19 protein-coding genes, 1 tRNA gene and 1 pseudogene are annotated in these 17,951 nt (G+C 54.3%); 10 read left to right on the top strand and 11 right to left on the bottom strand.

Annotated elements, in window-relative coordinates; all coding sequences use genetic code 11:
- The first annotated feature begins 30 nt into the window (after positions 1-30).
- The gene (locus tag ACQE3Z_RS09180) at positions 31-1,266 is read left to right on the top strand and encodes a multifunctional CCA addition/repair protein (RefSeq protein ID WP_426973475.1); all 1,236 of its coding nucleotides are present in this window, start codon (positions 31-33) and stop codon (positions 1,264-1,266) included.
- A gap of 52 nt (positions 1,267-1,318) precedes the next feature.
- Here the strand turns inward: ACQE3Z_RS09180 and bacA are convergent, their stop codons facing one another.
- Positions 1,319-2,137: an undecaprenyl-diphosphate phosphatase gene (gene bacA / locus ACQE3Z_RS09175; protein WP_426973473.1), complete on the bottom strand. Its 819-nt coding sequence runs from the start codon at positions 2,135-2,137 to the stop codon at positions 1,319-1,321.
- 152 nt (positions 2,138-2,289) lie between these two features.
- A complete protein-coding gene (folB, locus tag ACQE3Z_RS09170; RefSeq protein ID WP_085070019.1) occupies positions 2,290-2,664 on the bottom strand; it encodes a bifunctional dihydroneopterin aldolase/7,8-dihydroneopterin epimerase in 375 nt (124 codons plus the stop codon).
- Positions 2,665-2,771: 107 nt separating this feature from the next.
- On the opposite strand from folB, the gene plsY reads away from it, so the two are divergent.
- The 4 genes and pseudogenes from plsY to ACQE3Z_RS09150 all read left to right on the top strand — a co-directional run bounded on the left by plsY (position 2,772) and on the right by ACQE3Z_RS09150 (position 4,726).
- Positions 2,772-3,371, top strand: a complete 600-nt coding sequence (gene plsY / locus ACQE3Z_RS09165; RefSeq protein WP_426973471.1) for a glycerol-3-phosphate 1-O-acyltransferase PlsY — start codon at positions 2,772-2,774, stop codon at positions 3,369-3,371.
- Between the two features lie 356 nt (positions 3,372-3,727).
- Complete coding sequence (locus ACQE3Z_RS09160; protein ID WP_426973469.1) at positions 3,728-4,015, top strand: hypothetical protein; 288 nt, start codon at positions 3,728-3,730, stop codon at positions 4,013-4,015.
- 5 nt (positions 4,016-4,020) lie between these two features.
- Positions 4,021-4,125: pseudogene (locus ACQE3Z_RS09155) on the top strand (hypothetical protein); the annotation flags it as partial.
- A 391-nt stretch (positions 4,126-4,516) separates the two neighbouring features.
- The gene (locus tag ACQE3Z_RS09150) at positions 4,517-4,726 is read left to right on the top strand and encodes a hypothetical protein (protein ID WP_426973467.1); all 210 of its coding nucleotides are present in this window, start codon (positions 4,517-4,519) and stop codon (positions 4,724-4,726) included.
- Positions 4,727-5,040: 314 nt separating this feature from the next.
- On the opposite strand, the gene tsaD is transcribed toward ACQE3Z_RS09150, so the two are convergent.
- Entirely contained in the window at positions 5,041-6,057 is a 1,017-nt protein-coding gene (gene tsaD / locus ACQE3Z_RS09145; protein WP_426973465.1) for a tRNA (adenosine(37)-N6)-threonylcarbamoyltransferase complex transferase subunit TsaD, read from the bottom strand.
- 301 nt (positions 6,058-6,358) lie between these two features.
- On the opposite strand from tsaD, the gene rpsU reads away from it, so the two are divergent.
- The 3 genes from rpsU (at position 6,359) to rpoD (ending at position 10,564) form a co-directional block, all read left to right on the top strand.
- A complete protein-coding gene (rpsU, locus tag ACQE3Z_RS09140; RefSeq protein ID WP_001144069.1) occupies positions 6,359-6,574 on the top strand; it encodes a 30S ribosomal protein S21 in 216 nt (71 codons plus the stop codon).
- Positions 6,575-6,695: 121 nt separating this feature from the next.
- A complete protein-coding gene (gene dnaG / locus ACQE3Z_RS09135; protein WP_426973454.1) occupies positions 6,696-8,441 on the top strand; it encodes a DNA primase in 1,746 nt (581 codons plus the stop codon).
- Between the two features lie 278 nt (positions 8,442-8,719).
- On the top strand, positions 8,720-10,564 hold the full coding sequence (rpoD, locus tag ACQE3Z_RS09130; RefSeq protein ID WP_426973453.1) for an RNA polymerase sigma factor RpoD: 1,845 nt from the start codon (positions 8,720-8,722) through the stop codon (positions 10,562-10,564).
- Between the two features lie 132 nt (positions 10,565-10,696).
- Here the strand turns inward: rpoD and mug are convergent, their stop codons facing one another.
- Positions 10,697-11,215, bottom strand: coding sequence for a G/U mismatch-specific DNA glycosylase (mug, locus tag ACQE3Z_RS09125; RefSeq protein WP_426973452.1), 519 nt, complete (start codon positions 11,213-11,215; stop codon positions 10,697-10,699).
- 213 nt (positions 11,216-11,428) lie between these two features.
- Between mug and ACQE3Z_RS09120 the strand changes: the two genes are divergently transcribed.
- Together ACQE3Z_RS09120 and ACQE3Z_RS09115 are read left to right on the top strand one after the other, a co-directional pair.
- Positions 11,429-11,504 (top strand) — tRNA-Ile (locus ACQE3Z_RS09120).
- A 124-nt stretch (positions 11,505-11,628) separates the two neighbouring features.
- Positions 11,629-12,003, top strand: coding sequence for a hypothetical protein (locus tag ACQE3Z_RS09115; protein ID WP_426973451.1), 375 nt, complete (start codon positions 11,629-11,631; stop codon positions 12,001-12,003).
- A 29-nt stretch (positions 12,004-12,032) separates the two neighbouring features.
- Here the strand turns inward: ACQE3Z_RS09115 and ACQE3Z_RS09110 are convergent, their stop codons facing one another.
- From ACQE3Z_RS09110 to ACQE3Z_RS09080, 7 genes are all read right to left on the bottom strand, one after another.
- Positions 12,033-12,251 (bottom strand): ogr/Delta-like zinc finger family protein, encoded by a 219-nt coding sequence (locus ACQE3Z_RS09110; RefSeq protein WP_426973449.1) that lies wholly within the window; start codon positions 12,249-12,251, stop codon positions 12,033-12,035.
- A 63-nt stretch (positions 12,252-12,314) separates the two neighbouring features.
- The gene (locus tag ACQE3Z_RS09105) at positions 12,315-13,412 is read right to left on the bottom strand and encodes a phage late control D family protein (protein WP_426973448.1); all 1,098 of its coding nucleotides are present in this window, start codon (positions 13,410-13,412) and stop codon (positions 12,315-12,317) included.
- Entirely contained in the window at positions 13,409-13,894 is a 486-nt protein-coding gene (locus ACQE3Z_RS09100; protein ID WP_426973446.1) for a phage tail protein, read from the bottom strand. The genes ACQE3Z_RS09105 and ACQE3Z_RS09100 overlap by 4 nt, the downstream gene beginning before the upstream one ends.
- Positions 13,891-16,917, bottom strand: a complete 3,027-nt coding sequence (locus tag ACQE3Z_RS09095; RefSeq protein WP_426973444.1) for a phage tail tape measure protein — start codon at positions 16,915-16,917, stop codon at positions 13,891-13,893. Before ACQE3Z_RS09095 ends, ACQE3Z_RS09100 begins: the two co-directional genes overlap by 4 nt.
- Positions 16,910-17,032, bottom strand: coding sequence for a GpE family phage tail protein (locus tag ACQE3Z_RS09090; protein WP_084971544.1), 123 nt, complete (start codon positions 17,030-17,032; stop codon positions 16,910-16,912). Before ACQE3Z_RS09090 ends, ACQE3Z_RS09095 begins: the two co-directional genes overlap by 8 nt.
- 14 nt (positions 17,033-17,046) lie before the next feature.
- Positions 17,047-17,370: a phage tail assembly protein gene (locus ACQE3Z_RS09085; RefSeq protein WP_426973443.1), complete on the bottom strand. Its 324-nt coding sequence runs from the start codon at positions 17,368-17,370 to the stop codon at positions 17,047-17,049.
- A gap of 57 nt (positions 17,371-17,427) precedes the next feature.
- Positions 17,428-17,943: a phage major tail tube protein gene (locus ACQE3Z_RS09080; RefSeq protein ID WP_426973441.1), complete on the bottom strand. Its 516-nt coding sequence runs from the start codon at positions 17,941-17,943 to the stop codon at positions 17,428-17,430.
- Positions 17,944-17,951: the final 8 nt, after the last annotated feature.

The raw sequence follows: 17,951 nt of genomic DNA, 5'->3' as shown, positions 1-17,951 counted from the left end.
TAATTTTCTGAACTCTGGAGAAACCCCGTAGTGAAAACATACCTTGTCGGTGGCGCGGTTCGTGATGGTTTGCTGAAGCTGCCGGTCAAAGACAAAGATTGGGTAGTAGTAGGCGCCACGCCTGACATGATGCTGGAGCAGGGTTACCAACAGGTCGGGCGCGATTTTCCGGTCTTTTTGCATCCGGCAAGCCGCGAAGAATATGCTTTAGCTCGCACCGAACGTAAATCGGGCAGCGGCTATACCGGTTTTGTCACCTGGTTTGCGCCGGACGTGACGCTGGAGCAGGATCTGCAACGGCGCGATCTGACCATTAATGCGATCGCACAGGATGAGGCTGGCAATTATATCGACCCTTACCAGGGCCGGTTAGATCTGGAGAAACGCCTGCTGCGCCACGTCTCCGCTGCCTTTATTGAAGATCCGCTACGCGTGCTGCGCGTAGCGCGCTTCGCCGCCCGCTACGCACACTTAAGCTTTCGCATTGCCGATGAAACCATGGCGTTGATGCGGGCGATGGCCGCCAGCGGCGAGCTGGCCCACCTGACCGCCGAGCGTGTCTGGAAAGAGACAGAAAATGCGTTATCCACGCCCAATCCGCACGTCTACTTTCAGGTGCTTCGTGACTGCGGCGCGCTGGCGGTTTTGTTCCCGGAAATCGACAATCTTTTCGGCGTACCCGCGCCGGCCAAATGGCATCCGGAAATCGATACCGGCATTCATACGCTGATGACTGTCGCTATCGCGGCTCAGCTGACGCCAGAAGTGGATGTGCGTTTTTCCACGCTTTGTCATGATGTCGGGAAGGGCCTGACGCCGCCGGAAAAATGGCCCAGCCATCCGGGCCACGGTCCTGCTGGCGTGCCGCTGGTAGAGAATATTTGCCGTCGTTTGCGCGTGCCAAATCATATCCGCGATCTGGCCGTGCTGGTGGCGGAGTTTCATGATGTAGTACATACCATTGAAAACCAGACGGCGGAGCGGCTGGTGGCCCTGTTCGATCGCATGGACGCCTGGCGTAAACCGCAGCGCATTAACCAGCTGGCGCAAACCAGCGAGGCGGATGCGCGTGGCCGTGCCGGATGGGAAAGCAATCCCTATCCGCAGGGAGAGTATCTGAATCAGGCGTTTCGCATCGTACAGGCTGTTCCCACTAAAGCTGTGGTAGAGTCCGGTTTCAAAGGCGTGCAGGTTCGTGAAGAGCTGACTCGCCGTCGCATTGCAGCGCTGCAGCAGTGGCAAATGGATCAGGCCCACCCGGCTTAAGCAATAAAAAAGGAGGCGCAGGCGCCTCCTTTTTTTCGTGCTAGTGATGGCGTTATACAAACACCATATAAACAGCTGCCGCTACGATAAAACGGTAGATGGCGAAAGGCACGAAAGAGATACGTTTGATGAGATGCAGGAACAGTTTGATGGCGATCAACGCCACGATAAAGGCGGTGACAAACCCCACCGCAAACATCGGCAGATCATCCATCGTCAGGAACCCTCTGCTTTTATAGAGATCCAGCACGGTGGCGCCCATCATCATCGGTACGGCCAGGATAAAAGAGAATTCAGAAGCCGCATAGCGACTTACGCCCATTAGCATCCCACCGGAAATGGTCGCGCCCGAACGGGAAAAGCCAGGCCAGAGAGCAAGACATTGAAAGCAGCCAATCATAAATGCCTGCAGATAGGTAATATCATCGATACCCGGCGCTTTTGGCTGTTTTGGCTTAAAGAACTCCGCCACCAGCAGCAGCACGCCGCCGACGATTAACGCATACATTACGTTGATAGGGTTAAACAGCGTTTTGATTTGATCGTGAAAGATCAGGCCGACAGCAACCGCCGGAATCATACCCAGCAGGATGTGGATCAAAGTGAGATGCCCGGTTCCCACGCCTTCATGCTTAACTTCGCCGAAATGGATTCCGATTAAGCCGAACAGCCGACGCCAGAACATAAAGACCACGGCGAGAATAGAGCCAAGCTGAATCACCACTTCAAACGTTTCTGCTTTATCTCCCTCAAAGCCCAGCAGATGCCCAACAATGATCATATGTCCCGTGGATGAAACTGGGAGAAACTCCGTCAATCCTTCAACAACGCCAAGGATTGCAGCCACCCAAAGCTGATGAATATCTGCCATCAAATGTCCTCTACCCTAATGTTTAAACCATTAAAAAAGCGGACGTCGGGAACGTAGCCGCCAGAAAATGCGCCAACTCAGCGTAACGCCGCGTTTTTGACAGCCATAATGTGGTTCGGTTTCATTGTGATAGCAATCACATTGGATCTATTTCAGAATTGTCCCCGCTGGTGCTGACGCGTTCCGCGCTCGATGATCACGCCAACCTGAGCCGCCTGCGCTACGGCACCAGGCTTGCTGAGCTTAATGCGCACCCACGGCGAAGCAAAGCGGGCCATCAGCAGCGTGGCGACTTCTTCTGCCACCCTTTCCACCAGCGCAAAACGTCCCTGCCCGACATGCTCGATAATTGCCGTAGCCACATCCGCATAGCTCAGACAATCATTAACATCATCACTGGCTGCCGCTTTGCGGTTATCCCAGGCCAGCTCGACATCGAAAACCAGCTTCTGCTGGATGGTCTGTTCCCAGTCATAAACGCCAATCGTGGTAATCACCGACAGCTGTTCAATAAATACGATATCCATGAGGGCACTCTCTGTTTTTGCGTTAACCGGATACCACTTCCGGCGAATTATGCGTATTATCCACAGATGATGAGAATAAAACGACCCTTACGAAACGGAACGGTGTTATGAGTGCAATCGCGCTTGGTATGATTATTTTCGCGTATCTGTGCGGCTCCATTTCCAGCGCTATTTTAGTTTGTCGCCTCGCGGGCCTGCCCGATCCACGCCATAACGGCTCCGGTAATCCTGGTGCCACAAATGTGCTGAGGATAGGCGGTAAAGGCGCTGCGGCAACCGTACTGGTTTTCGACGTTCTTAAAGGCATGTTGCCCGTCTGGCTTGCCTGGGCGCTGGGCATTTCGCCTATCTATCTTGGCCTGACCGCCATTGCCGCCTGCCTTGGGCATATCTATCCGGTGTTTTTCCGTTTTCGCGGCGGTAAAGGCGTCGCCACTGCCTTTGGCGCTATTGCGCCCATCGGCTGGGATTTGACCGGTTTGATGACCGGCACCTGGCTGCTCACCGTGTTGCTGAGCGGCTACTCTTCATTAGGCGCGATAGTCAGCGCGCTTATCGCACCTTTCTATGTCTGGTGGTTTAAACCCCAGTTTACCTTCCCGGTCGCCATGCTTTCCTGCCTGATCCTGTTACGTCATCACGATAATATCCAACGGTTATGGCGTGGACAGGAGAAGAAAATATGGAAAAATAAAAAACGTTCTTAATAAATTAATTATTAGGAGGTTAATTATTCCTGTTTCAAGTGAGATCCCAGTTTAATAAATTAAATGCTGCCACGTTACGTCATTCTCCTGATGATTTTATTACTTTCATATTCATCATTTTATCTTTAACCAAAAAGACAACAACGCTTTTTCTATGATTGTTAACATCTAACCGGTGAAAGGAAAAATCTCGCATGCAGCAAGCAATATTCATCCCGGAAGCCAGGCATGTTATTTCCCTTCGTGCTCGGGGTTAACCACCATTGTGCTATTCATCAATTTTTTATAACATCACGTGGCAATTTATTGCTTCCACTCGTGGGAAAATACTCTACAAAATATTAAAGGATTAACTAATGAGAGAGTTAACGCAAGTTGAATATAGTGCGATAAGCGGTGCAGGCTATATTTCTCAAATCGGCGGTTCGATTGGCAACTTTATTGGCGAGGCGATCTACTCCTTTTTACCGGAACTACCGGTGCAGTTACCGATTATCGGTAAGCTTAATTTTAAAGAATACTTTCCTGAACTCGGTGGTAATGTGGGTAAAAACCTGGGAAAACAAATTGGCAACGGCATTGAAAATGTACTCAGTAGAATTCCGGTGATCGGTGGCATCTTGGGTAAAGTGCTCGGCAATTAATCCGTATGCTGGACGGAGCGTCTCTTATATTGGTTTGCCGACTCGCTGGCCTTCCCGCTCCGCGACATAACGGCTCAGGAAATCCCAACGCCACTAATATTCAGCAGCTGTGGCGTGGGCAAAAGACGAACATCTGGAAGAGAAAGCATAAATCACGAAGTTAATTTTACCTTCTGGCATATGTCATTTCAGTTGGCAGATAAGTTGGCCGGAAATCTGCACCAGGCCACGATCAATTAACGTATAAAATATCTTCTGAATTTTATTAATCAGCTTCAACCGGTAACTGGAAAAGGATAAAAAACACAAAGGAAACTAGTTATTTCTCATAAGATCAGGCTATTAGATTGACGTTTAATTTATTTTCGTTTTAAAGTAGGATTATACAATGGCAAAATCGAGCAACGTGAGCGCGCTACGTCGCATCCCTGTTCTACCGTTCATTGTATAAAGTAACCTTGCTTTATAAGCAATTCACTACCATTTTATAAGGGACTTAAAATGAGAAATCTTACTATACGTGAAATCAACCATGTCAGCGGCGGTCTTTACTTGGGCGAAGATGGAGAATTACATAATGCAGTACCTGAATGGCAACAAGTTTTAGATAACGTTAAAAACGCAGTTTATCAATTTCTAAACCCAATAGCTAAATTGTTTGGCGTCGAACTGACACATCCTGGCTACATGGTAGGCATCGGCAAACCTTAAAGCCAACGTATTGGTATTTTTTACACGGCCTCGTTTATTACCACTATATACGAGGCCGATACGGTTATATATTCCATCCTTTAAAAAGATGGTTAGAACAGAAATTAATCGGACTGACGCCGACAACTGATTAAATCAAGCGATACGAATGGTCACTCGTCTGATATTACTAAGCAACGTTATGAGAAAATGGCCTTGTTAACCGGAGCGACTTATACGCTCCGGTAATCGAACCAGCACTAATAAACGCTTACTTTCCTGAATCAGCCAGCCCTCTAGATCAAAATGACTCCGTCGTGACAGAAACACTCTTCTCAGGCAATGGCCGGCAGCTCAGCCAGCGGCCAGCGAGGGCGCACGCTAACGCCAAGCTCTCCGCGCGTTCCCCCTTTTAAACGCACCATACCGGCATAGGCGATCATCGCCCCGTTATCGGTACAAAACTCAGGTCGCGCATAAAACACTTCGCCGCCACGCGCCTGCATCACTTCAGCCAGCTTCGCACGCAGCGTACGGTTAGCACTAACGCCGCCAGCCATGACCAGACGCTTAAATCCGGTTTGATCCAGGGCCCGCTTGCATTTAATCGCCAGCGTATCAACCACCGCATCCTCAAAAGCGCGCGCAATATCAGCCTGCGTCTGCGCATCACTGCTGTTTTCACGGATGGTGTTCGCTGCAAAGGTTTTTAAACCTGAAAAGCTAAAATCCAGCCCGGGGCGATCGGTCATGGGACGCGGGAAGGTGAAGCGGCCAGCAATGCCCTGCTGCGCCATACGCGACAGCATCGGGCCGCCGGGATAATCCAGACCAAGCAGCTTCGCGGTTTTATCAAACGCCTCACCGGCGGCATCATCAATCGATTCGCCCAATAGCGTGTATTCACCAATACCGGTTACGCCGATCAGCTGCGTATGGCCGCCTGAAACCAGCAGCGCAACAAAAGGAAACTCTGGCGGATTATCTTCCAGCATCGGCGCAAGCAGATGCCCTTCCATATGGTGTACCGGCACGGCAGGCACCTGCCAGGCGAACGCCAGCGAGCGGCCAATCGTTGCGCCCACTAACAGAGCCCCCACCAGACCTGGCCCGGCGGTATAGGCTACCGCATCTATATCTTTGCCCTGCAGACCGGCCTCTTTCAGCGCTGCCTGAATTAACGGCACCGTTTTACGCACATGATCGCGCGAAGCCAGTTCCGGCACCACCCCGCCATAATCGGCATGGACTTTCACCTGACTATAGAGTTGATTAGCGAGCAAACCGGCTTCATCGTCATAAATGGCAATACCGGTTTCATCACAGGATGTTTCAATACCCAGAACGCGCATGGTTGCTTTACCTCTCAGTTGCGGCGCGCAGTGTACCATAGCCAGCCAGCACTCCGGGGCGATTTTCTGGAACGAGCGCCGGTTTTATGAACAGGAAATCAAAAAAGAGTAAACGCAGCTCTGTGCTATACGGTATACTCCTTCGCCTGCAAAAAACCGGCAGCCGCCTGGGGCTCTGTTGGTTTGAAAAGCGCAATGTTGCTTTACAACGCAGCCGCGATTGTTGTAAAATTCCGCACCATTTTGAAATGAGCTGACGCTGACGTCAGCAAAAGACCGAATTTATCGAGGTGAGAGTTACATGCCGGTAATTAAAGTACGTGAAAACGAGCCGTTCGACGTAGCACTGCGTCGCTTCAAGCGTTCCTGCGAGAAAGCAGGCGTTCTGGCTGAAGTTCGTCGTCGTGAGTTTTATGAAAAACCGACTACCGAACGTAAGCGCGCTAAAGCGTCTGCTGTTAAGCGTCATGCCAAGAAACTGGCTCGCGAAAACGCACGCCGCACTCGTCTGTACTAATTTCCTTCGGAGGCTTCGCGCTTCCACCGCGTGTTAAACGCAGACAGAGTCAAGTTAGAGGCCGTGCTTTCCGGAAGGAAGCGCGGCTTATTTTCGTTTATGAGCGAAGAAAACGGGGCTTATGGCCGGACGAATTCCACGCGTTTTTATTAATGACTTACTTGCCCGCACGGACATTGTGGATCTTATTGATGCCCGCGTTAAGTTGAAAAAACAGGGTAAGAATTTCCATGCGTGCTGTCCTTTCCATAACGAAAAAACCCCTTCTTTCACCGTAAACGGTGAGAAACAATTTTATCACTGCTTTGGCTGTGGCGCCCACGGCAACGCTATCGATTTCCTGATGAATTACGATCGTCTGGAATTTGTCGAAAGCATTGAAGAGTTGGCGACGCAACATGGACTGGAAGTGCCCTATGAAGCGGGCAGCGGTCCCAGTCAGCTGGAACGTCATCAGCGCCAAAGTTTATATCAGCTCATGACGGGTCTGGCCGAATTCTACCAACAGGCGCTAACTCAGCCACAGGCAGTCGCAGCACGCACGTATCTCAATCAGCGCGGATTAAGCGATGAGGTTATTGCGCATTTTGCTATCGGTTTCGCACCGCCCGGCTGGGATAATGCCCTGAAGTGCTTTGGCCGCAATCCTGACGATCGTCAGTCGTTGACGGATGCAGGCATGCTGGTCACTAACGATCAGGGTCGCAGCTACGATCGCTTCCGCGATCGCGTGATGTTTCCCATCCGCGATAAACGTGGCCGCGTTATCGGTTTCGGCGGACGTGTGTTAGGTGACGGCACGCCAAAGTATCTGAACTCGCCGGAAACCGATATTTTTCATAAGGGCCGCCAGCTGTATGGCCTGTATGAAGCGCAAAAACAGCATCCTGAACCGGCAAAGCTGTTGGTTGTCGAAGGCTATATGGATGTGGTGGCGCTGGCGCAGTTTGGCATTGACTATGCCGTTGCCTCATTAGGCACCTCAACAACCGCGGACCATATCCAGCTGCTGTTTCGCAGTACCGATACCGTGGTTTGTTGCTATGACGGCGATCGAGCTGGTCGTGAAGCGGCCTGGCGCGCATTAGAAACCGCGCTGCCTTACATGAATGACGGGCGTCAGCTACGCTTTATGTTTCTGCCTGACGGTGAAGATCCCGATACGCTGATACGTAAAGAGGGCAAAGCGGCGTTTGAAGCGCGGATGGAGCAGGCCATGCCGCTCTCCAGCTTCCTGTTCGATACGTTGCTGCCGCAGGTCGATTTGAGCACCCGTGACGGTCGGACGCGTTTAAGCACCCTGGCGCTGCCATTGATTGGTCAGATCCCGGGCGAAACGCTGCGGATTTATCTGCGTCAGGAGTTGGGTAACATGCTCGGCATTTTAGATGACAGCCAGCTGGAAAAGCTGCTGCCTAAACAGGCCGAAAGCAGCGCCCAGCCTGCGGCTCCACAGCTAAAACGCACAACTATGCGTATACTTGTGGGGTTGCTGGTACAGAATCCCAGGCTGGCGGCGATGGTTCCCTCGCTGCAGGGGCTGGAACAGCTCAATATGCCGGGATTATCGCTTTTTATGGAGCTGGTAAAGAGTTGCATGGCAAATCCTGGCCTGACCACTGGCCAGCTACTAGAGTTATATCGCGGAACAAATTTTAGCCAGCACCTTGAAACTCTGGCGACATGGAACCACATGATCGTTGATGAAGAAGTAGAGGCAATGTTCCAGGATTCCCTGGCAAAAATGTATGACTCTGCGCTGGAGCAGCGTCTGGAAACCCTGATCGCGCGCTCCAGAACGCATGGCCTTAGCCCTGAGGAGCGAGAAGAAGTTCGCTCATTAAGCCAGGCGCTGGCAAAAAAATAGTTAAGCGATCGCGCCAGTATTAAGAGACGTGCTGGTGCAGCCGACGCATTTCATTCTGCCCGATGCGGCGAGAATGTATTACTCAGGTCGGAGTGCAAAAGGACAAGCATGACAGTCTCAACAGTAAATTCAGCGGCTTAAGTGCCGATTTATACTCAGGCAGACCCTGACAGCCGCTACGAGGGCAGCGGCAATAATCCAAACGCCCTCACTGTTATTGTTGGCTCTTATAGCCGACCCGACACCAATCAAATTAACAGAAGTGTGGATACCGTCTTATGGAGCAAAACCCGCAGTCACAGCTTAAGCTACTTGTCACCCGTGGTAAGGAGCAAGGCTATCTGACCTATGCCGAGGTCAATGACCATCTGCCGGAAGATATCGTCGACTCCGATCAGATCGAAGACATCATCCAGATGATCAACGACATGGGCATCCAGGTGGTAGAAGAAGCGCCTGATGCCGATGATCTGATGCTGAACGAAAACAGCGCCGACACGGACGAAGATGCGGCTGAAGCGGCAGCTCAAGTGTTATCCAGCGTAGAATCTGAAATCGGACGCACCACCGATCCTGTCCGCATGTATATGCGTGAAATGGGTACCGTAGAACTTCTGACGCGTGAAGGCGAAATTGACATCGCCAAACGTATTGAAGACGGTATCAACCAGGTGCAGTGTTCCGTAGCTGAATATCCGGAAGCGATCACCTATTTGCTGGAACAGTACGATCGCGTCGAAGCGGGAGAATCACGCCTCTCCGACCTGATCACTGGCTTTGTCGATCCTAACGCAGAAGAAGATCTGGCGCCTACCGCGACGCATGTTGGCTCTGAGCTGTCTGAAGAAGAGCGCGCCGATGAAGATGACGAAGATGAAGATGATGACAGCGACAGCAGCGATGATGACAACAGCATCGATCCTGAACTGGCGCGTGAAAAATTCATCGAGCTACGCGATCAATATGAAGCGACGCGTCTGACCATCAAAGCGAAAGGTCGCAGCCACGCGGATGCGGTTGAAGAGATCCAGAAGCTGTCAGAAGTCTTTAAACAGTTCCGTCTGGTGCCGAAGCAGTTTGACTATCTGGTCAACAACATGCGTGAAATGATGGAGCGCGTGCGTACGCAAGAGCGCATCATCATGAAGCTGTGTGTTGAACTGTGCAAAATGCCGAAGAAAAACTTCATTACGCTGTTTACCGGTAATGAAACCAGCCCAACCTGGTTCCAGGCGGCGCTGGCGATGAACAAACCCTGGTCTGAAAAACTGCGCGACGTTGAAGACGATGTGCAGCGCAGCATGCAAAAGCTGATGCAGATTGAGGAAGAGACCGGCCTGACGATTGAGCAGGTGAAAGATATCAACCGTCGTATGTCGATCGGCGAAGCGAAAGCGCGTCGTGCGAAGAAAGAGATGGTCGAGGCTAACCTGCGTCTGGTTATCTCCATCGCTAAAAAATATACCAACCGTGGCCTGCAGTTCCTGGATCTGATTCAGGAAGGCAACATCGGCCTGATGAAAGCAGTAGATAAGTTTGAATATCGCCGTGGCTATAAGTTCTCAACTTACGCCACCTGGTGGATCCGTCAGGCAATTACCCGCTCTATCGCGGATCAGGCGCGCACCATCCGTATTCCGGTGCATATGATTGAGACCATTAACAAGCTCAACCGTATTTCTCGCCAGATGCTGCAGGAGATGGGCCGCGAACCGACGCCGGAAGAGCTGGCCGAGCGTATGCTGATGCCGGAAGATAAAATCCGTAAGGTGCTGAAAATCGCTAAAGAGCCGATCTCTATGGAGACGCCGATTGGTGATGATGAAGATTCGCATCTGGGTGATTTTATCGAAGATACCACGCTGGAGCTGCCGCTGGACTCCGCCACCTCAGAAAGCCTGCGTTCAGCAACGCATGACGTTCTGGCTGGCCTGACCGCGCGTGAAGCGAAGGTGCTGCGTATGCGTTTCGGTATCGATATGAACACTGACCACACGCTGGAAGAAGTGGGTAAACAGTTTGACGTTACCCGTGAGCGTATTCGTCAGATTGAGGCGAAAGCGCTGCGTAAGCTGCGTCATCCAAGCCGTTCTGAAGTGCTGCGTAGCTTCCTGGACGACTAAGCACGCTGATGGCAAAAAAGGCTTCCCAACGGGAGGCCTTTTTTATTGGGCGGCATTGCAGCCAGCGGGTAAACCAACGCGTTTAAACAGAGCTGACAGTGTGCCTGACGCCCTGTACCTGTCAGCATATAATTACTGCCCACGTACTGCCAGCGCTTGCTCCAGATCCTTATAGGCTTCCGTGAGTTTCTCCTGGGTTGCACGATTAAGCCCGCTGGGATTCGGTAGTACCCATATTTCTGTTTCACCCACGGTGATCTCCTGCCTGCCCCACTCTACCTTGCTTTGGCGGAACGCCTTTTTAAACGCCTCCTTGCCCAGTACCGCCAGCGCGGCAGGCTGATAGTGCTGAATTTTCTCAATCAATGATTTGCCGCCTTCCCGCAGCTCTTCCGACGAAAGCTCGCTGGCCTCTTTAGTTGGCCTTTCTACCAGCATGGTAATACCGCAGCGGGTATCCAGCAGCTTAAGCTCTTCTTCCGGTTTTAACTGACGCTCGGTAAAACCGGCCAGCCAGAGCGTTTTCCAGAAACGGTTACCGGGATAAGCAAAGTGATAACCGGTATGAGCCGAAGATTTACCTGGATTGATGCCGCAGAAGACCACCCGCAGGCCGGGCGCAATAATATCGGTAATGGTGTGTTCACTCATCCCTGCTCTCCTGTAGTTCATGAGTACCCGCTTATTGTGGCTCATTATTATCAACAAGGCCTGTAACAGGTACTCTTTTGCGACGCATCTTGTAGCATCATTGACAAGAGAAGAAATGAAGATATTTCAATCGATTGAATTGCTGCAAAAAGCGCCAACCGGTTAGCGATTGCTGGATTGCCCCGCCAAGTTCCTTTATAATCCCGCTCCACAGGCCCCTTAGCTCAGTGGTTAGAGCAGGCGACTCATAATCGCTTGGTCGCTGGTTCAAGTCCAGCAGGGGCCACCAGATTTTAGCTGTTAAATCAGCTGCTTAGAGCCACTCTTCGGAGTGGCTTTTTTGTTGGTGTGGCAGCCATTGGCAGCAAAATGGCAGCAGAATTTTGCATGAATCTTAAACTGAGGCCCTTTTCATGAAAAAAACTCTCTTTGCGCTTTCACTCCTGATGACATCTAACGCCTTTGCTGAAGCAATTCCACAGCCCATTTTAGAAGTGATAAACGTCTATCAGCATGGTTCTTTCGGTCTTGATGAGGGCGTTCTGTCGATGGCAGTTAAGAAGCCCAGCGTAAACGAAGATATGGCCGTACTATTTTTCCGGGGCATATGCGACACGCAATACGTTGGCAAGACGTGGAATCCCGACCTGATAAAAAAGGTAGTGATGTTAAATGCGTCAAGTGATCAGCAGATAACGCTTAACGGCGGCGGCCAGGAATGCAAAAAGTTAGGTCCTATGAATATGGATGAGTCAGATAAATACATAAAATCGCTTATTCAAAAATAAAACCCGCCTGAGCGGGTTCTGATGAAAGGCTATAACCAAAGCGTGCCCTGTGGCGATCGGTCCGAATGCGGGGGAACAGGCTTCACTGTACCGGGTTTCGAGATAATTTCAGCGACAGTTTCGTGAGATTTGAAAGTACAGCTGCAATTAATATTCTGGCACTGGTTATAGCGTTCCTTCGTTGTCTTTGAAACCTGAAAACTACTGCGAGTATGTGCTGCGCTTCCACACAGCGGGCAATTCATCATAGCTGCGCACTCCATTCCCATTTGAGATGTATAATACACAAAACAATTATATTGAGATAGCAATCATCTCATTTCGAGACTATCAATCTTCACTTCCAGATCCAGACTGGTTGTAAACCCACCGTCACTGCTCAGGCTGTGCGTCAGCGTGGTGATAATCCAGCTACTGCCGTCTACCTGCTTTTTGAAGCCGCTGACTTTCACCGGCATTTCCGTGTAAAGGTCCGCACGCCCGCGCGCCAGCTGAATGGAGAACGTTGCCACGCCGCGCTGCAGCCGCTCCCACTGCATTTTAGCCGCCCGCTCTGCATTGCTGCGGCTGGCATAGGTCCGGCTCAGTACCAGCACGTTCTCATCCGTGCCGATAAGATAATCTCCCTGCTTTGCCTCCGGCTCCTTTTTCTTAGTGGTGCTATTCCGCTTCCGCTTAACTTCCGTGGTTTCCTTTTTGGCCGGTTCACGGGTATGCAGCCAGCTGGCAATCACGCCGGTGTAGGCGTCACGGTCCGCCAGGGTAAAGCGGTGACTGTCGCCCGCCGAACGGGTCAGCGTGATAACCGGCAGGGGTTTACCCCTGGCCGTCCTGCCCTGCCCCTGCCGGATAAACAGCAGTTTTCCGTTCTTCACGCAGGCCAGCGCCCCGCACTGGCGCGCCAGGCGCATCAGAAAACTGGCATCTGACTCGTTGGTCTGGTCCAGGTGATCGATCGCCATCTTTGCCATATCCTCACCCAGCGCCGGATCCAGCTTGTGCCTGGCGGCAATCTCTTTCACCATGTCGCCTACGGTGGTTTTGTGCCATGACTTTTCGCGCCGGGTATTGAGCGTTTCACGGAAATCCGCGCTGCGGGCGCGCAGTATCAGCCGGTCCGGCGTGCCGGTGTGTTCGATTTCGTCCACGGTGTAAGAACCTTTGGAAATAAGCGGCTCGCCCTGCCAGCCCAGCGCCAGATTAAGCTGAACGCCCCGGCGTGGCAGCTGCAGCTGGCCGTCCGCGTCATCCAGCTCGATGTCCAGCTGGTCCGCCTCAAAGCCCCGATTATCCGTCAGCGTCAGGCTAATCAGCCGCTTTTCAATGCGCTGCGTGATGTCGGCGCCGTCCATCTTCAGGCGAAAGGCTGGCGCGCTAGCCGTGCCGGTTATCCATTGTATTGCGCTCACTGGAACAGCCCTCCCACGGCGGCAGACGCTTTTCCTGCCGCACCGGTCGCGGCTTTTTGCATGGTTGCCAGCTGTTCACTCAGGCTGCCGAACATTTCACCCAGCGACTCGTCCACCCGTTTCAGCGTCAGCGTGAACTCGATGCGTCGGCACGCGCCGTTACTGAAAAATTCAGCCCGCGTCTGGTTCAGGCTCTCGATCACGAACATACCGAAGATGGTGCCGCTGCCCTCAATCAGCGGCCACGCCTTGCCCAGCTCCGCCATCTGCTCCAGCGCAAACAGCGACAGGCGGCCGCCGGTAATTTCCGGCAGCAGCGTGCCGGTCAGCGTCAGCGTGTCGGTGTCCGGTCCCAGAAACTGCGCGGACGGGCGCAGACCCACGCGGCTGTTGGTGGGAAAGCGCCAGCTGCGTTGATACTGCAGCTCCTGATACGGCACCGTTTTCAGCATGAAAACAAACAAACCCAGCGTCATCATCATTCGTCAAAACCTCCCCGGTCACGGTAACTGCTGCGGGCGCGGGCTCGCGCCTGCCGCTCTTTTGCCTCCAGCCTGCGCATCACTTCTTCCACCAGATCCTGCTGGCTCTGTCCCGGCTGCTGGACGATGGTTATCGGGGCGTGAATGGTCACAGGGGATGCCCCGCTGCTGCCTGCACCGGCTGCCTTCAACGTTGCCCCGGACTTAACCGGCAGGCTCATCGGATGCAGCGGACGCGCAGCGACAGGCGTAGCGGCACTTCCCATAACCAGCGCTGCCGTGGCGACCAGCGCGGCGGTGCGCCTGCGGCTGGTAATACGGGCAGGACCGTTCACGATTTCCGGCCCGTTCTCGCCGACGATGCCGAACTGCCCGGACGGAATAAACCCGCCGCTGTCATACAGCCCGGCAAAGCCGCTTTTCTGCAGGGCCTCAGGTTTACCCGCTGTGCCATTGCCGCTTGCGGTATCCGGCTTCATCCAGTCCGGCAGGTAGCTGTTCAGCGACGTCAGCTTACTTTTCAGTGCCTCCCATTTCTGGCTGATGCCCGCCATCAGGGCATCAATCATCTGCGCACCGGCTTCCTGAAAGCGGGCGGGCAGCGCCTTGAGGTCTGCCGTGATTTCATTCCATTTGGTGCTTATCCAGGTGGTGATGGTATTCCATGCACCAACCGCACCATCGCGGATGGTGACCCACAGCGCCGCAAATTTTGGCCCCAGTGTTTCCCAGTTCTGCCAGATATACAGCGCCGCCATCGCAATTAGCCCCACCACGGCCAGAATCGGGTTTGCCAGCATCAGCCGCCCCAGCCACACGATCCCGTTGCCGACCACGCCGAGCGCGGTACGCACACCGGCAAGGGCTGACCCCAGCGCGGCAAACGGTGCCGTTGCCAGCCCCCGGACGTGTGACCCCAGCGCTTTAACCGCCTGCACCGGGTGGCGAAAATTGCTGACCAGCGCACTGCCCGCTTCCTGCGCCTTCTCTTTTACCTTTTCCATTGCCCCTTCGCGGAAGGCATCCAGCACGCCGCCGTCCTCGTCGTCACCGCCGCCCAGCGACCCCAGCGCCTCGCGAATTTTACCGATAACGTCCAGCGACTCGCCTGCCTCGCCGCCGGTGAAAACACCGAACAGCTTTTTCAGGCCACCGGCGGACAGGCCGATCCCCGGTGCCAGCTTTTCAAACGCCTTACCCAGCCCGCCCAGCACCGCGCCCATTTTTGACCCGGCGCTGCCGCCCAGCATTCTGACGCCGAACCGGAACATCACGAACGGCCCCAGCACGGCGGCCATTGCCACGCCGAGGACGCCCAGCGCCGTGGTCACGATCGCGGCCACGGCGGCGATTTTCATGATGGTGCCTGCAAGCTGCGGGTTTTCCTCCACCCAGCGCCGCACGCTGCCGGTCACCTTCTTGAACATATCCATCATTTCCATCAGCTGCGGGCGCAGCGTTTCGCCCAGGCCACTCAGGGTGTTAGCCATTCCGGCCTTTACCAGCATCCACTGCGCAGAAACTGAATCCTTGTTAATGTCCGATTCTTTCTGCATGGAGCCGTAGGCAGCACTGCCTGCCGTCAGTTGTAACTGGCGGCGCAGTTCCGGCAGGTTGTTGGCAAGCTTCGCGCCATCGTCGCCAAACTCCTTACCAAACAGCATGGTCATGGCAGACAGGCGCTTGTCCTGTGGCAGGGCATTCACTTTTTCCAGCACGCGCTGAATAGTGCCCATCGCGTCCGTGGTCATCTGCTTTTCAATCTTTTTCGGGTCAAGCTTCAGCAGGTCCATGCCTGCCATGAACGACTTGCCCTGCATGGTGGCGATCGACAGCTCGCGCACCATAGCGTTGGCGGCGCTGGCGGCTACTTCCGGCGCGGCACCCAGCGACAGGAACGTGGAGCCGAGCGCGGCGGCCTTGCGATAGTCCAGCCGGTCCGCCACACCGCCCATGCGCTGCAGGACGTCGATAATGTCCGCGCCTTTGGACATGGCGTTATCGTCCAGGTAGTTCAGCGCGTCGCCCAGTTGCTCGATGTTGCGCGTGGGGATTTTATACAGCCCGGCAATTTTCCCGAGCCCCTCCGCCAGCTCATCCGCAGGCAGCTCGAAGGCGGTTGAGGCTTTGGCCGCCGTGGAGGCGAACGCCAGCAGATCGCGCTTCTGGTTCTCGTAGGAATCCGCCGGGTTTGTCACGCCCATACGTGCGCCGCCCTCAACCAGCGCGGCATAATCTACGGCCCCGTTTTCCATCGGCAGCTGCTCACTGGCCGCCTTGATGGCCTTCTGCATGTCATAAAACTGCGCGGTGCGGTTGCCGTTGTTGTCGCGCAGGCCGCTGACCTGTTTTGCCACGCCTTTCATCGCATCTTCCATGTCCGCATAGCCTTTTACGGCGGCCAGCACCGGCGCGCCCATCGCCACACCCGTGGCGGCTATCGTGGCACCGCCTCCGGCCAGCCGGTCCCGGGCGGCCATTCCCCTGTCCCGCTGCGCCCGGATGGCGTTCAGCTTCTGCTGGCGCTCGCCCAGTTTTCGCAGGGTCGCCTGCTGGCGTTCAAGGGCACCGCTGGCCGCTTCCGCGTCGGTTTTCAGGCGGCGCTGCGCGGCGCTCAGCTGTTTTGTATCGATACCGGCGGCGTTCAGCGCCTCACGCTGGCGCTGCACGGACAGGCGCAGCACGTTATATTTCTGCTGCAGTTCGCTGGCGCGGTTTTTGGCCTGCTCCAGAAGCCGGGCCTGCTGTGCAGTGGGGCGGTTGGTGGCGGCAAACTGCGTTGCCAGCGCCGCCGCCTCCTGCCGGGCACCGGCCAGATTCTTTTCGGTGATGGCAAGCTGCGATCGGGTTTTGCGGAACCCGTCGATTTTTCCGGCCTGCTCGTTCAGGGATTTCAGGGTGTCTTTACTGGCTTTCAGCGCGGCGGCCAGCTCTTTAGAACCGGCCTGCGCTTTACGGAAAGGACGGGTGATTTTATCCACCGCGTTTAAAACCACCTGCAGCCGCAGGTTTGTGTTACTCATCGTCACCGGCTCCGCTTCGCAGTATCGCTTTATGCCGCCACTCCAGCACTTCGGTAAGCGGCATCACGTCAGTGACGGACGGCGGCCAGTGAAAAATGGTGGCGATGTCCGCCACCAGGTCATCTACCGTCAGTTCGTCGGGAAATCCGACAGCACCGACTTCGGCAACAAAAAAGTGACCACCTCCACCGACAGCGCCAGCAGGTCGGCAGGGTCCATTTCGGCAATCTCATGTGGCTGCAGCGCGGGCTGGCTGATGCGCGGGAGTACGGTCATCATCGCGTTCACGTCCATATCCATCAGCGCCTGCAGGCGGGTGCCGCGCAGCGCGCCGGACTGCGGCTTGCGCAGAGTCACACTGGTGATCTGCTCTTTGCCACGCTTTACCGGCGTGTCCAGCGTGACGGTTTTCTGCTGCGGCTGCGGTACGGCGTCATGTTTAATCTCGGTCATCGTTCTATGTCCTGAAAAATAAGTTATGCAGCGGCAGGGCTTCCCCTGCCGGAGTTATCAGAGGCCAAGGGCGCTTTTGTGTTTTTCCATCAGATCGGTGCCGCCCACGATTTCAACCATGTTCACCAGGTCAACCTCATAAACCACCTCGCCGTTAATGGTCAGCTTCGCGTAGCTGTTAGTGCCGGACACTTTGGTGCTGTTGCTCTCACCGGTTTTCCACTCGCCGGAGTCCACTTCCTTATGGCGGCCGCGCACGACCAGCTCCACCGCCTGCACCTCGCCGGTGCTGTCCGTCTGGATGGAGCCGGTAAAGCGCAGCTGAATGGCGTCCGCTTTGACTGCGCCCATCTGCTTAAACAGCAACAGCTCCGTGCCGCCGATGGTAAATTCCGTATCCAGCGCGCCGTCATCCAGCCCCATGTCAATGTCCACCGCGCCCGGCATCCCGCCGCCACGGTATTTTTCAAACTTGCGGGTAAACTTCGGCAGGGTCAGCGACTCCACGATACCCATCCAGTTGTTCCCGTCGTTAAACAGGTTCAGGTGCTTCAGCTTGCGGGGTAATGCCATGTTGTTCT

The organism is Pantoea sp. FN0307, assembly GCF_050113815.1.
GTDB lineage: Bacteria > Pseudomonadota > Gammaproteobacteria > Enterobacterales > Enterobacteriaceae > Mixta > Mixta alhagi.
This window is presented reverse-complemented; position numbering and strand designations above follow the sequence as displayed.